At 57.5% G+C, this 13,529-nt stretch carries 13 protein-coding genes; 10 read left to right on the top strand and 3 right to left on the bottom strand.

Annotation, left to right across the window (positions count from 1 at the left end; all coding sequences use genetic code 11):
* Positions 1-11: 11 nt before the first annotated feature.
* Both msrP and AC1DYR_RS12500 read left to right on the top strand, forming a co-directional pair.
* Positions 12-1,010, top strand: a complete 999-nt coding sequence (gene msrP, locus AC1DYR_RS12505; RefSeq protein WP_477705375.1) for a protein-methionine-sulfoxide reductase catalytic subunit MsrP — start codon at positions 12-14, stop codon at positions 1,008-1,010.
* Complete coding sequence (locus AC1DYR_RS12500) at positions 1,010-1,669, top strand: protein-methionine-sulfoxide reductase heme-binding subunit MsrQ (protein WP_477705374.1); 660 nt, start codon at positions 1,010-1,012, stop codon at positions 1,667-1,669. The genes msrP and AC1DYR_RS12500 overlap by 1 nt, the downstream gene beginning before the upstream one ends.
* A 60-nt stretch (positions 1,670-1,729) precedes the next feature.
* Here the strand turns inward: AC1DYR_RS12500 and lysA are convergent, their stop codons facing one another.
* On the bottom strand, positions 1,730-3,013 hold the full coding sequence (gene lysA, locus AC1DYR_RS12495; protein ID WP_477705373.1) for a diaminopimelate decarboxylase: 1,284 nt from the start codon (positions 3,011-3,013) through the stop codon (positions 1,730-1,732).
* Between the two features lie 162 nt (positions 3,014-3,175).
* A complete protein-coding gene (gene lptM, locus AC1DYR_RS12490) occupies positions 3,176-3,382 on the bottom strand; it encodes an LPS translocon maturation chaperone LptM (RefSeq protein ID WP_477705372.1) in 207 nt (68 codons plus the stop codon).
* Positions 3,383-3,394: 12 nt separating this feature from the next.
* Between lptM and cyaY the strand changes: the two genes are divergently transcribed.
* Positions 3,395-3,745: an iron donor protein CyaY gene (cyaY, locus tag AC1DYR_RS12485; RefSeq protein ID WP_477705371.1), complete on the top strand. Its 351-nt coding sequence runs from the start codon at positions 3,395-3,397 to the stop codon at positions 3,743-3,745.
* 81 nt (positions 3,746-3,826) lie between these two features.
* Here cyaY and AC1DYR_RS12480 read toward each other — a convergent pair whose 3' ends face one another.
* Complete coding sequence (locus AC1DYR_RS12480) at positions 3,827-6,238, bottom strand: penicillin-binding protein 1A (RefSeq protein WP_477705370.1); 2,412 nt, start codon at positions 6,236-6,238, stop codon at positions 3,827-3,829.
* Between the two features lie 268 nt (positions 6,239-6,506).
* Between AC1DYR_RS12480 and AC1DYR_RS12475 the strand changes: the two genes are divergently transcribed.
* From AC1DYR_RS12475 to aroB, 7 genes are all read left to right on the top strand, one after another.
* Positions 6,507-7,586: a pilus assembly protein PilM gene (locus tag AC1DYR_RS12475; RefSeq protein ID WP_477686099.1), complete on the top strand. Its 1,080-nt coding sequence runs from the start codon at positions 6,507-6,509 to the stop codon at positions 7,584-7,586.
* Positions 7,583-8,251 (top strand): PilN domain-containing protein, encoded by a 669-nt coding sequence (locus AC1DYR_RS12470; RefSeq protein WP_477705369.1) that lies wholly within the window; start codon positions 7,583-7,585, stop codon positions 8,249-8,251. The genes AC1DYR_RS12475 and AC1DYR_RS12470 overlap by 4 nt, the downstream gene beginning before the upstream one ends.
* A 22-nt stretch (positions 8,252-8,273) precedes the next feature.
* Positions 8,274-8,942, top strand: coding sequence for a type IV pilus inner membrane component PilO (locus AC1DYR_RS12465; RefSeq protein WP_477705368.1), 669 nt, complete (start codon positions 8,274-8,276; stop codon positions 8,940-8,942).
* Entirely contained in the window at positions 8,939-9,493 is a 555-nt protein-coding gene (locus AC1DYR_RS12460; RefSeq protein ID WP_477705367.1) for a pilus assembly protein PilP, read from the top strand. Before AC1DYR_RS12465 ends, AC1DYR_RS12460 begins: the two co-directional genes overlap by 4 nt.
* Positions 9,490-11,634, top strand: a complete 2,145-nt coding sequence (locus AC1DYR_RS12455) for a type IV pilus secretin PilQ (protein WP_477705366.1) — start codon at positions 9,490-9,492, stop codon at positions 11,632-11,634. The genes AC1DYR_RS12460 and AC1DYR_RS12455 overlap by 4 nt, the downstream gene beginning before the upstream one ends.
* A gap of 166 nt (positions 11,635-11,800) precedes the next feature.
* Complete coding sequence (locus tag AC1DYR_RS12450) at positions 11,801-12,337, top strand: shikimate kinase (RefSeq protein WP_477705914.1); 537 nt, start codon at positions 11,801-11,803, stop codon at positions 12,335-12,337.
* Positions 12,338-12,382: 45 nt separating this feature from the next.
* A complete protein-coding gene (aroB, locus tag AC1DYR_RS12445) occupies positions 12,383-13,498 on the top strand; it encodes a 3-dehydroquinate synthase (protein ID WP_477705365.1) in 1,116 nt (371 codons plus the stop codon).
* The last annotated feature ends 31 nt before the right edge of the window (positions 13,499-13,529 follow it).

Genomic DNA, 13,529 nt, shown 5'->3' with positions numbered 1-13,529 from the left:
AAGGACCTCACATGCTCATCAGGACCCACGCCAGCGGCTTCGACCACCCCGTTCCCAGCGAGATCACGCCACAAGGCATTTATCACGCCCGGCGCGACCTCATCAAACTGATGGCCACTGGCGCTGCAGGCGCTGCCATGGCCGGATGGGCTGGGCGCGAGGCGATGGCGCAGACGGTGCAGAAACCCGGGAAGCTGGCAGCTCTTGCCGGCGGTAAGTCGGCAGTGCCTGGCGCAGTCACCATGGAAAAGATCACCGACTACAAAGACGCCTCCACCTACAACAACTACTACGAGTTCGGCACCGACAAGGCCGACCCGGCCAAGAACGCCCACACGCTGGTGACCAAGCCCTGGTCGGTGGCTGTCGAAGGCCTGGTCAAACAGCCCAAGACCTTCACCCTCGAAGACCTGATCAAGCTGGCTCCGCAGGAAGAGCGTATTTACCGCCTGCGTTGTGTGGAAGGCTGGTCCATGGTGATCCCGTGGGTGGGGTATTCACTGTCGGAGCTCATCAAGAAGGTCGAGCCGCTCGGCAACGCCAAATACGTTGAATTCGTCACCCTGGCCGATCCCAAGACCATGCCGTTTGTGGGCTCTCGCGTGCTCGACTGGCCTTATGTGGAAGCCCTGCGCATGGACGAAGCCATGCACCCGCTGGCGCTGCTGGCTTTCGGCATGTATGGGGAAGTGCTGCCCAGCCAGAACGGTGCGCCGGTGCGAATGGTGCTGCCCTGGAAGTACGGCTTCAAGAGCGGCAAGAGCATCGTCAAGATCCGCTTTACCGACAAGGAGCCGCGCACCGCCTGGAACAAGGCCGCTGCGCAGGAATACGGCTTTTATTCCAACGTGAACCCGGACGTCGACCACCCGCGCTGGAGCCAGGCCACCGAACGCCGTATCGGTGAAGACGGCCTCTTTGCCAAGAAGCGCAAGACGCTGATGTTTAATGGCTACGAAGCACAGGTGGGCCAGCTCTATGCGGGCATGGACCTTAAGAAGAATTTCTGATGGCGGCGTTCATGGCGGCGCGGCAGAAGTGGCTGCTGAATCCTGCTGCTAAACCCATTCTCTTCGCCATCTGCTTATTGCCTTTCGTCTGGCTTTTCTACGGCGCTTTTACCAACCAGCTCGGCGCCAATCCGGCCGAGGCGCTGATCCGCGCTACGGGTGACTGGACGTTACGCTTTATCTGTATCGTCCTGACGGTCACGCCGCTTCGGGTCATCACCAGCACGCCTGCACTGGCGCGCTTTCGGCGCATGCTGGGGCTGTTCGCGTATTTCTATGTAGTCGTCCACCTGCTGAGCTACAGCTGGTTCGACATGGGCTTTGATTTTGCCGATATTGCCAAAGACATCGCCAAGCGGCCGTTCATCCTGGTCGGATTCTCGGCCTTTGTGTTGCTGACACCCCTGGCGGCGACGTCCTTCAATGCGGCCATCAAAGCCATGGGTGCCAAACGCTGGCAGTGGCTGCACAAGCTGGTCTACCTGATTGCAGGCTTGGGGCTGCTGCATTTTTTCTGGATGCGCGCCGGCAAGAACAATTTTGCCGAAGTGTTCGTTTACGCTGCGATCATCGCCGTACTTCTCGGCTGGCGTGTGCAACAGTTCTTGAAGAAAAAGAGGCTGAAACCCATATACGACGTGCGCAATCAGCTATCATAATAATAGCAATATGCGTACTTTACCGAGGCCGCCGCGTGGCCGGTGAGCCCGGCTCCAGTCTTAACCCGTTACCAGCTGTTCCTGCCGCATCTGGTCTTCAGCGGTTTCCCGCCGGCGTATGAGGTGCACTTCACCGCCGTCGACCAGCAGTTCAGCCGCCCGGCCGCGTGTGTTGTAGTTGCTGGCCATGCTCATGCAGTACGCACCTGCCGACATCACCGCCAACTGGTCACCCGCTGCGACGGACAACACGCGGTCGCGGCCTATCCAGTCGCCGCTTTCGCAGACCGGGCCCACGACGTCATACGTCGCTTCGGCAGTTTTGCCTTCGGCCAACACGGGCACGATGGCGTGGAAAGCCTGGTACATCGCGGGACGCGGCAGGTCGTTCATCGCCGCATCGACGATGCAGAAGTTCTTGTGCTCGCCCGGCTTGACGTAGAGCACTTCCGTCAGGCAAACCCCCGCGTTGCCGACCAGTGAACGGCCCGGCTCGATCATCAGCTTTTTACTGCCGTAGCCGCGCGCGTCGATCTTCGCGAGCAACTGCTGCCAGAGCGCGTCGGCTTCGGGCGGGGTGTCGTTGTTGTAGTTGATGCCCAGGCCACCGCCGAAATCGATATGTTCGAGCGGGATGCCCGCGGCTTCAATGGCCGCCACCAGGTCGAGCACCCGGTCCATGGCGTCAAGATACGGTGTGGCGTCGGTGATTTGCGAGCCGATGTGGCAGTCGATGCCGACGACCTGCAAACCTTTCAGTGAGGCCGCGTGCCGGTAGATGCGCAGCGCGTCTTCGTGTGCCACGCCGAACTTGTTGTCTTTCAGGCCCGTGGAAATGTAGGGGTGCGTCTTGGGGTCGACATCGGGATTGACGCGAATGCTGACGGGCGCACGCATGTCCATGGCGAGAGCCACCCCGGACAGCACATCCAGCTCGGCTTCGCTTTCGACATTGAAGCAGCCGATACCGGCGGTCAGGGCCTGGCGCATTTCGCTGCGGGTTTTGCCTACGCCTGAAAAAATGATCTTCCGGGCCTCGCCACCAGCGGCAAGTACGCGATTGAGTTCTCCGCCCGAAACGATGTCGAAGCCGCAACCCGCCCGGGCAAACGCCTGCAGGATGCCGAGGGAGGAGTTGGCTTTCATGGCATAGCAAATTTGCGCGTTGCGCCCTGCAAAGCCACGCTGGTAAGCCGCCAGCGCCGAAAGCATGGCCGCCCTGGAATACACAAACAGCGGCGTGCCGTGTGCAGCGGCCAGGTCGCGAAGCCGGACATTTTCAACAAACAGCTCGGTGTCGCGGTAAGCGAAGTGGGGATGGCCGGGGAGAGGTTCGCGGGTCATGAAGAATGGGCTTTGAAGCGGTTGGAGTTATTGGCAACTATCTTAAGGAGCGCAGGGCTTGCGCGCCATGATCGATTGACGGCATGAACGGTCGGGCGCCTTTGGATTGAAGGCCCAGCCACCGGATGGCCTGAATCTTCAATGAATCGGCCAGGTTGCTGGTCAGCGAGCGGCCGACGCTGGCGTTGCAGGCGCGGCAGCCGGCGGCGCTGTGGTGGCCGTGGCCGGCACCTTCGGGGGGACTGGCAGGTAAAGTGGGCCTTTTTGTCCACAACCGGCCAGCAAGGCCGCGCCGACCACAATTGCAGCAAGGCCATAGCGGGAGGCCGAAGGGCGGATGCGGCCTAAAATTTGAGCTGAAGAAACCATGATGGGATTGTAATGACGGACCTTGAATACCAGGATCTGGCCGAGAGTGCACTCAGGGCCGTTGAAACCGCCTGTGACCGTATCAATGATGAGACCGACGCGGACATTGATAACCAGCGCACCGGTGGCATGGTCACGCTGACTTTCTCCAACCGCAGCCAGATCATCATCAACCTGCAAAAACCCTTGCAGGAAATATGGATGGCGTCCAAGGCCGGCGGATTCCACTACAAATTCAGTGGCGGGCAATGGGCTGACACCAAGGACTCGAGCGAGTTTTTTGCCAATTTGTCGCGCTATGCCAGCGAGCAGGCTGGCCAGGCCTTGGTGTTCGCGGCCCCGGCTGAAGTCAATAAGGCGTAGCTGCCGAAGCTTGCAGGTGTGCCTTGATTGGCACCAAAACAAAAAAGGGCTCCGTGGAGCCCTTTTTTGATGCGCTTCACGTCAGTTTTTGAACAGATCCAGGATGCGCTTTTTCTCATCTGAAGGCGGCAGCACCTGGATCGCCCCTGGCGCAGCCGGGGTACCGGCGGCTGCCGGGTCCTGTTGTATACCGACCGTACTGACTCCGGAGCCTTTGGCATATTCGCTGTAATACCACTCTCCGCCAACGTTGACGACACCCTCGGGCGCCGGGTATTCGGTCACCGGCACGCCCTTGAGGGCGTATTCCATGAAGTTGATCCAGATGGGCAGGCTCAGGCCTCCGCCGGTTTCCCGGTCGCCGAGTTTTTTCGGCGTGTCGTAACCCATCCACACCGCCGCCGTCAGAGTAGGCTGGAAACCCACGAACCAGGTGTCGATCGAGTCATTGGTGGTACCGGTCTTGCCAAAAAGGTCGGGGCGCTTGAGTGTGGCTTGCGCTTTGGCAGCCGTACCCGAGCGTGCGACTTCCTGCAGCAGGCTGTCCATGATGAACGCATTGCGCGCATCGATGGCCCGGGCCGATTCGTCCAGCACGGGTGGCTTGCTTTCCAGCAGGACTTTGCCGCGCTGGTCGGTGATTTTGGTGACCAGGTAGGGATTGACGCGGTAACCGCCATTGGCAAATACCGAATAGGCGGTGGCCATTTGTATCGGGGTGACCGATCCGGCCCCCAGCGCCATCGTCAGGTAGGCGGGATGTTTTTCGGCCTCAAAGCCGAAGTGGGTGATCCAGTCCTGTGCATACGGGGCACCGATAGCCTGCAGTATGCGGATGGAAATCATGTTCTTGGATTTCTTCAAGCCGGTCCGCAGACTCATGGGGCCGTCGAAAGTGCCGTCGTAATTTTTGGGCTCCCAGGGCTGGCCCCCAGTGACGCCGGCGTCGAAGAACAGCGGGGCATCATTCACCACGGTCGCCGGGGTAAAGCCCTTCTCGAGGGCGGCGGAGTAAATAAATGGCTTGAAGCTGGAACCCGGCTGGCGCCATGCCTGGGTCACATGGTTGAACTTGTTTTTTTCGAAATCGAACCCACCCACCAGCGCCCGGATGGAACCGTCGCGCGGATCAAGGGCCACAAAAGCGCCTTCCACTTCAGGCAGCTGGGTGATTTCCCAGGTGTTTTTCGGTGTTTTCGCGACGCGGATCAGTGCGCCGCGGCGAATCTTGATGTTGGGCCCTGCCTTGTCGGCCAGCCCGGACTGTGCGGGTTTCAGGCCATCGCCGGTAATTTCAACCGTTTCGCTGTTCTGGCGCATGGCCAGGATCCGCTTGGGATTGGCTTCCAGCACGACCGCCGACATCACATCTCCGTTGTCGGGGTTGTCAGTCAGTGCGTCGTCAATCGCATCTTCGGTTTCCTGCGCATTGGCCGGCAGATCGATGAACTTCTCGGGGCCCCGGTAAATTTGGCGGCGCTCATAATCCATGATGCCCTTGCGCAAGGCCTTGTAGGCGACCGTCTGGTCGCTGGCGCGCAGGGTGGTATAGACATTCAGACCGCGGGTGTAGGTTTCGTCCCCGTACTGGTTGTAAACCAGCTGGCGGACCGTTTCAGCGACATATTCCGCGTGCACCCGGCCCGCGTCGGGCCCGGTCCTGACCTTGAGCTCTTCTTCTTTGGCGGCCTTGGCCTGTTCGGCGGTGATGAAGCCGTTTTCTTCCATCCGCTCGATGATGTAGAGCTGGCGGGCCCGGGCGCGCTTGGGATTGATGATGGGGTTGTAGGCCGAAGGCGCCTTGGGCAGGCCCGCCAGCATGGCTGCCTCGGAGATGGAGATGTTCTTCAGGGGCTTGCCGAAATAGGCCTCTGAGGCCGCGGCAAAGCCATAAGCCCGGTTTCCCAGAAAAATCTGGTTCATATAGATCTCAAGGATCTGGTCCTTGGTCAGCAGGTGCTCCAGCTTGAAGGTCAGCAGGATTTCATAGATCTTGCGGGTATAGCTTTTCTCGGCTGACAGATAGACATTGCGGGCCACCTGCATGGTGATAGTGGAGGCGCCCTGGCTCTTGGCCCGGCCCACATTGGCAAAGCCGGCCCGGATCACGCCCAGGTAGTCCACGCCGCCATGCGAGAAAAAGCGGGCATCCTCGATGGCCAGCACCGCGTCCTTCATGACCTGCGGGATGTCCTTGATCGGAGTGAGGCTGCGGCGTTCTTCCCCGAATTCGCCAATAACCACCCCATCGGCGGAGTAAACCCGCAACGGCAACTTTGGCCGGTAGTCTGACAGGTCAGAGATATCCGGCAGGTTGGGGTAGGCAACCGACAGCGCTACAGCCACAAACAGCAAGACGGCGGCAACACCAGCCAGCAACAGGCCGCCGCTCCACAAAAAGAGCATGACCAGCCAGCGGGGGACGAGGGACTTTGCGCGACCTTGCTTGACCGGGGCAGAGTTTGAATCAGAAGACGTGGGTGTGGAGGGCATGTAGACAATCGTAAAGTCGCGTCACCATTATAAAAATCCCGGGAAGCGGGTTGTGCGGGGTGTCAGGGCAAGGGCCATACTTTTACGTTTGCAGACAACGTTTTAGGGAACCTTGCAAACTCCTGGTCCGGTACGACCGTCTGCTTTTGACAACGTTCCAGATGTCCAAAACAGGAAAAATCCTTACTGCACAAAGAGCTTACTGCTACTATTCAAGTGATTTCTTAAGTATGCAGGGCTACATATTAGCCGTCATTTGGGGACCGCCTTGATCTCTCTGGGATCGTTATTCAACCGCCAACAACCCGCTTTGCTGGGTTTAGATATCAGCTCATCCAGTGTCAAGCTGGTGGAGTTGAGCCGTGACAAGGCCGGTAATCTGGTGTTGGATCGCTGTGCGATCGAACCGCTGGAACGAGGCTGGATTACCGATGGTAACGTCGAAAAATTCGACGAAGTGGCCGACGCGGTGCGCCGGCTCGTCAAAAAAAGCGGAACCCGCACCAAGAATGTGGCGATGGCCCTGCCGGCTTCGGCGGTCATTACCAAAAAAATCATTCTCCCGGGCGGTCTCAGCGACGCAGAGCTGGAAATCCAGGTCGAATCCGAAGCCAATCAATACATTCCGTTCTCGCTGGATGAAGTCAGCCTCGATTTCTGCGTGGTGGGTCCGAGCGCTACCTCCAGCGGCGACGTTGAAGTGCTGATTGCCGCTTCGCGCAAGGAAAAAGTGCAGGACAGGCAGGGCCTCGCAGAAGCTGCAGGGCTCAAGCCCATCGTTATAGATGTGGAGTCGTATGCCTCTCGCCTGGCCACTGCCCGCCTCATTGAGAGCCTTCCCAACAAGGGCGTGGACACCATGGTGGCCCTGTTTGAAGTGGGTGCATTGACGACCAGCATGCAGGTCATCAAAAACGACGAAGTACTTTATGAGCGTGATCAGGCCTTCGGTGGCGCACAGCTGACGCAGCTCATCATTCGGCAGTACGGTTTTTCCCCCGAAGAAGCAGAAAGCAAAAAACGCAGTGGCGATTTGCCGGAAGACTACGAATCCGGTGTGCTGAAGCCTTTTGTCGAGAGCATGGCACAGGAAATCGGGCGGGCCTTGCAGTTCTTCTTTACCAGCACGCCGCACAACAAGGTTGACTATGTGATGTTGGCCGGCGGCTCGTCTGCCCTGCCGGGTCTGACCGATTCCGTCACCCAGCAGACTTCGTTTGCCTGCGTGCTTGCCAATCCTTTCGAAGGAATGGAACTCGGTGATGGGGTGCGTGAAAAGAAAATGCGGCGCGAAGCGGCGTCCTACCTGACCTCTTGCGGTCTGGCTTTGCGGAGGTTTCTGCAGTGATTCTCGTCAATCTGCTTCCCCACCGCGAAGCTGCGCGCAAGCGCAGGCGCGAAGTATTTTTTGCCACGCTGGGTATCGCGGCCTTGGTCGGCGGTCTTATTTGCGGTGCCGTTTATTCCTGGTACCTGGCCCAAATTGAGGGCCAGCGCGGAAAGAACAATTTCCTGAAAACGGAAATTACACGGCTGGAAGGGCAGATCAAGGATATAGCCACGCTGCAGGCGGAGATTTCGGCACTCAGGGCTCGTCAGAATGCGGTGGAAGATCTGCAGGGCAACCGCAATCTGCCGGTGTATTTGCTGAGCGAACTGGTCAAGCAGTTGCCGGATGGTGTGTACATCACAAGCATGCGGCAGGAAAACCAGACGGTGCTGATAACCGGCGTCGCACAGTCCAATGAACGCGTTTCGGAGCTGCTGCGCAACCTTGCTAACAACAGTGCGTGGCTGACACGGCCGGAGCTCGTAGAAATCACAGCCAGTACGGTGGCTTTGACTGCACGTGACCAGCGCAGGGTATCCAATTTTTCGATGAAGGTCGGGCTGAAGCGGGCCAGCGATCCGAAGACTGCTGGTTCTGCACCGACAGGGTCAGGGGCGGTACCGGTAGTGTCCGGGGCGGCTGCCAAGCCAGCCTCGGCCGTCTCGGCGCCAGCCAAGGTATGAGGCGGAATGAACGAGTTTGATCATGGCAAAAACCTCTAAAAATTCCATCGACTTTGCTGCCATTCAAAGCAGTCTGAAGTCCCAGTTTGTGGGCCTGGATCCCAACGATCCGCCTTCCTGGCCAGCGCTTCCGCGTTATCTTCTTTGCCTGGCCGTAACGATTTTTGTTGTCGTGGCCCTCTGGTTTGTGTGGCTCAGCGCATCCGATGAGGAGTTGACCGCAGAGAAAGCCAAGGAAGTCAAACTTAAGGAAGACTACACGGCAAAGCTTGCGCAGGCTGTCAATCTGGATGCGCTGAAGAAGCAGCGCGAACAGGTTCAACAATATGTAACCCAGCTTGAAAAGCAGCTACCGAGCAAGGCCGAAATGGACGCATTGCTTTCTGATATCAATCAGGCTGGTTTAGGACGTAGTCTGCAGTTCGAATTGTTTCGTCCAGGCCAGGTCAGCGTGAAGGAATATTATGCTGAGCTGCCGATCGCCGTCCGAGTCACTGGAAGGTATCACGACATCGGCTCTTTTGCGGCTGATATAGCCAATCTTTCACGCATTGTCACCTTGAATAACCTGACCATATTGCCAGGTAAGGACGGCGCGTTGGTCATGGATACTACGGCCAAGACGTTCCGCTACCTGGACAATGACGAGGTTGCCTTGCAGCGCAAGAGCAGTCCAGGAGCAAAAAAATGAATAAGGGCAAATACGCGTTAGCCGTCTGTGGGGTGGTAGGGGTTTTATTTGGCATGTCTGGTTGCGGCTCTTCTGGCCAAGAGGAGTTGCAAGAATGGATGACGCAACAGCGTAACGCGACCAAGCCTCGCGTGGCTCCTCTGCCGGAGCCAACCAAGTTTTCGCCACAGCCATATGGCCAAGAGGGTTCTATTGAACCTTTTAGCAATCAAAAACTGACGCAGGCATTGAAGCGCGAATCCAATCAATCGACGGCCAACGCCGCTTTGATTGCACCTGAACTGAGTCGGCGTAAAGAACCGCTCGAAGCATATCCCTTGGACGCCGTTGTTATGGTGGGCAGCCTGATCAAGGTTGGCCAGCCAGTTGCGCTGGTACGGGTAGATAACCTGGTTTACCAGGCTCGGGTAGGAAATTACCTTGGGCAAAATTACGGCCGAATCACGAAGGTGACCGAAACGAATCTCGCACTTCGCGAGATAGTGCAAGACGCAGCGGGTGAATGGATAGAGCGGACCGCGACATTACAGCTATTAGAGGGATCAAAATGAACAAGCAGACACAGGCATTAGAGGCGCAGGAAATCGGGGGCCGCCTGCAGCTTTTGTTGGGGCGTGTGTTGCGCTGTGCTTCACTCAGTCTGGCATTTTCTGTAACTGCTGCTCCTTTGGTGGCGCAGGCGCAAAATGCCATTCAAGCCGTATCTGGATCAGTTCAGGGTGGCTCGGAAGTCATTCGGATTGATTTGGCCGAGCCGTTGGCTGCAATCCCGACAGGATTTAGTATCCAAACACCAGCTCGCATCGCACTTGATTTCCCCGGAGTCGGCAATTCCATGGGTCGATCTGCAGTAGACCTCAATTTGGGCAATCTGCGCTCAGCAAACGTCGTACAAGCGGGGGAGCGGACTCGCGTGGTTCTGAATCTCAAAGTGCCGACGGCATACAAGGCTGAGATTCAAGGAAAATCGTTGCTGATCATTCTCGATTCGGTTGCCGCAGCCGCTCCTTCTGCGGTAGCGCCGCCGGTGTTCGCTGAGAATCGCAATACCGACACGCTTCCCTTGAAGGACATAGACTTTCGGCGCGGGGTCGAGGGTTCTGGGCGCATTGTTGTGGATTTGCCTAATAACCAAGTGGGGGTAGACATTCGTCAACAAGGCCAGACCTTGGTGGTCGAGTTCCTGAAAACCGCATTGCCTGAGGGCTTGCGCCGTCGCCTGGATGTAGGCGACTTCGGAACACCGGTGCAGACCGTCACCACGTTTCAAACAGGAGATAAGGTTCGCATGGTTGTAGAGCCCAAAGGGGCTTGGGAGCACAGCGCGTACCAAAGCGATAGCCAGTTTGTGCTGGAAGTGCGCCAGCAAAAAATCGACCCAAATAAGTTGACGCAAGGACCGGGATATAGCGGTGAGAAGCTTTCTTTGAATTTCCAGAATATTGAAATTCGCTCGCTCTTGCAGGTGATCGCGGACTTCACGAACTTCAATATCGTGACTTCAGATTCGGTTACCGGTGCCGTTACATTGCGTTTGAAAGATGTGCCTTGGGATCAGGCGCTGGATATTATTCTGCAGGCCAAAGGCCTAGGCATGCGAAAAACGGGCAACGTCTTGCTGATAGCACCCAAAGATGAACTCGCAGCCAAAGACAAGCTGGACCTTGAATCAAAAAATGCGATTCAAAGCCTTGAAACGCTCCGTACCCAGGATTTCAAGCTTAACTACGCGAAGGCTGCGGATGTTGCTGCGGGGCTACTGGGCACCAACGCCGGCGCTACCAAAATACTTTCAGCGCGGGGAAGCGTGATCTCGGAGACGCGTACCAATCAGCTGTTTGTGACCGACATCCCTTCGCGGTTGGAGCAGGTGCAAGCGCTGATCGCAAAACTTGATGTAGCCGTTCGTCAGGTACTGATCGAAGCACGTATTGTCGAGGCATCCGACTCGTGGGGTAAATCATTAGGTGTCAGGTTGGGCGGTCGGCCATTCAATACGACCAGTAATGTTATGTTTGGGAATACCTACATTCCACCTAATGTTCCTGCTGGTACTGCACCCCAACTCGGTTTAAACATTGGGACCAATGCGGGCGATTTTGTGAATATGCCCGCTGTTGGTCAAAACGGCTTTGGAGCTAATACATTTGCCTTGTCGCTTTTCAATTCATCGATGACCAGGCTGTTGAACCTTGAGATCTCGGCATCCGAAGCAGACGGCAAGACCAAAATTGTGTCCAGCCCGCGTATCATCACCGCCGACCAAGTTAAGGCTTTGATCGAGCAGGGTACGGAACTGCCGTACCAGCAGGCGACTTCCAGCGGCGCCACCTCCATTAGCTTCCGCAAAGCCAACCTGAAGCTTGAGGTCACGCCCCAGATCACGCCAGAAGGCAACATTATCCTGAATGTCGACGTGAACAAGGACAGCGTGGGCCGCGAAACGGCTAACGGCTTTGCGATTGACACCAAGCACATCCAGACGCAGGTGTTGGTGGAAAATGGCGGAACTGTGGTGATCGGCGGAATCTATGAGCAAAATGACCGTGATAACGAAACAAAGGTTCCGTTGCTGGGCGATATCCCCGGTGTTGGCAACTTGTTCAAACAAAGAACACGTTCAGCCACCAAGTCCGAGATGCTGGTGTTCCTGACCCCCAAAATGTTGACAAATGGGAGTGCTTTGCGCTGATTCAGACAGCGAGGTTGTCGGCAGGCATAGAGCATCGCGCGTCACTCTGTCCAATAGGACACCTGTTAACGTTCGCATAGTTTTTATATCACCCGCAAGCAGCACGCCGACCGGCGATGCTTGCGCGCCCGGCGGCCGTTTCATGGATCAATTGAATGCACATCCGTTGAGAATCGCCTGCGTGGGCTTGCCTGGGTCGGGAAAATCCACTGTCGGCAGGCATCTTGCCCGAAGAATGGGGTTGCGGTTCATTGACTCGGATCAGGTGATAGAGCAACGCATCGGTTGCTCCATCCGTGAGTTTTTTGAGCGCGAAGGTGAAGACGCATTTCGCGACATCGAGCAGCTGGTCATCGATGAATTGACTCAGGGTGAGGCTTGTGTGCTCTCCAGCGGCGGAGGGGCTGTGCTGCGCCCCGCCAACCGGCAACATCTTCGGGAGCGGGCGCAGGTGGTTTACCTGCATTCCATCCCCGAAGAGGTTTTTCGCCGTTTGCGGCATGACCAGAACCGCCCCTTGCTTCAGGTGGCCGATCCGCTGGCGCGACTGAGGGACCTTTACGCCGCCCGCGACGCCCTCTATCGGGAAACGGCACACTATGTCATTGAAACTGGCCGCCCTTCGGTCTCTACACTGGTCAACATGATCCTGATGCAGCTGGAGCTGGCAGGCGCGATGGCTCCGCCTCCCGACCGGCCGTAACCATTGGCAAGCCTTGGAAAGGGTGGAAGCCTCTACACTTCTTCCATGCAAGAAAATTCCTCTTCCGCCGTTGCGACAATCCGGATAGATCTGGCCGAACGCAGCTATCCGATCGTCATTGGCAGCGGGCTTCTGGGAAGCAGCAATACCTACCAGGACGTGCCCAAAGCCGCGACGGCGCTGGTGGTGTCAAACACCACCGTGGCACCGCTGTATGCCGTGCAACTCACCCGGGCATTGCAGCAACGCTATGACAAGGTGCTGCTGGTCACCTTGCCGGATGGTGAAGCCCACAAAGACTGGCCTACCCTGCACTTGATTTTTGATGCCCTGCTGGAAAACGGCTGCGACCGAAAGACGGTGCTGTTTGCCTTGGGCGGTGGCGTGGTCGGCGACATGACCGGCTTTGCCGCGGCCAGCTACATGCGAGGCGTACCATTTGTGCAGGTGCCCACGACATTGCTGGCCCAGGTGGATTCCTCGGTAGGCGGCAAGACGGCGATCAACCACCCGCTGGGCAAAAACATGATCGGTGCGTTCTACCAGCCCTTGCAGGTGGTGTGCGACCTGGATGTCCTGGCGACGCTGCCGTCTCGCGAACTGAGTGCGGGTCTGGCCGAGATCATTAAATACGGCCCCATTGCCGACATGGCATTCCTTGAATGGATCGAGGCTAACCTGGAAGACCTGCTCGCCAGGGAGCCCGTGGCCATGGCCCACGCCATCCGGCGCAGTTGTGAGATCAAGGCATGGGTTGTAAGCCAGGACGAGCGGGAGTCGGGCTTGCGGGCCATCCTGAATTTCGGTCACACCTTCGGTCACGCGATTGAATCCGGCCTGGGCTATGGAGAATGGCTGCATGGCGAAGGTGTGGGCTGCGGCATGGTGATGGCCGCGCATCTGTCAGAGCGTCTGGGCTTGGTTGACAAGCCTTTTACGGAACGCCTGACCAATCTTGTCCGACGATGCGGCCTGCCGGTGCGAGGACCTGTTCTGTCAACCACCGACAATGCCGGCCGCTATCTCGAACTGATGCGCATCGACAAAAAATCCGAAGCGGGTGAGATAAGGTTTGTTGTGATCGACGGCCCCGGGAAGGCAGCCGTTCGCAGCGCGCCGGATGCCATGGTGCGCAGTGTCATAGATATGTGCTGTGCATAAGCGGTGGAAAATGTGGAAGGAGTACCTGAGA

The sequence above is a fragment of the Polaromonas sp. P1_F9 genome, assembly GCF_056405615.1.
This window is presented reverse-complemented; position numbering and strand designations above follow the sequence as displayed.

Bases quoted from the DNA above. Each gene is read 5' to 3' on its own strand.
- AC1DYR_RS12465 (WP_477705368.1), top strand. From the start codon at position 8,274: ATGGCAAAAACCTCTAAAAATTCCATCGACTTTGCTGCCATTCAAAGC.
- lptM (WP_477705372.1), bottom strand. From the start codon at position 3,382: ATGGTTTCTTCAGCTCAAATTTTAGGCCGCATCCGCCCTTCGGCCTCC.
- AC1DYR_RS12455 (WP_477705366.1), top strand. From the start codon at position 9,490: ATGAACAAGCAGACACAGGCATTAGAGGCGCAGGAAATCGGGGGCCGC.
- lysA (WP_477705373.1), bottom strand. From the start codon at position 3,013: ATGACCCGCGAACCTCTCCCCGGCCATCCCCACTTCGCTTACCGCGAC.
- AC1DYR_RS12460 (WP_477705367.1), top strand. From the start codon at position 8,939: ATGAATAAGGGCAAATACGCGTTAGCCGTCTGTGGGGTGGTAGGGGTT.
- cyaY (WP_477705371.1), top strand. From the start codon at position 3,395: ATGACGGACCTTGAATACCAGGATCTGGCCGAGAGTGCACTCAGGGCC.
- AC1DYR_RS12480 (WP_477705370.1), bottom strand. From the start codon at position 6,238: ATGCCCTCCACACCCACGTCTTCTGATTCAAACTCTGCCCCGGTCAAG.
- msrP (WP_477705375.1), top strand. From the start codon at position 12: ATGCTCATCAGGACCCACGCCAGCGGCTTCGACCACCCCGTTCCCAGC.
- AC1DYR_RS12500 (WP_477705374.1), top strand. From the start codon at position 1,010: ATGGCGGCGTTCATGGCGGCGCGGCAGAAGTGGCTGCTGAATCCTGCT.
- aroB (WP_477705365.1), top strand. From the start codon at position 12,383: ATGCAAGAAAATTCCTCTTCCGCCGTTGCGACAATCCGGATAGATCTG.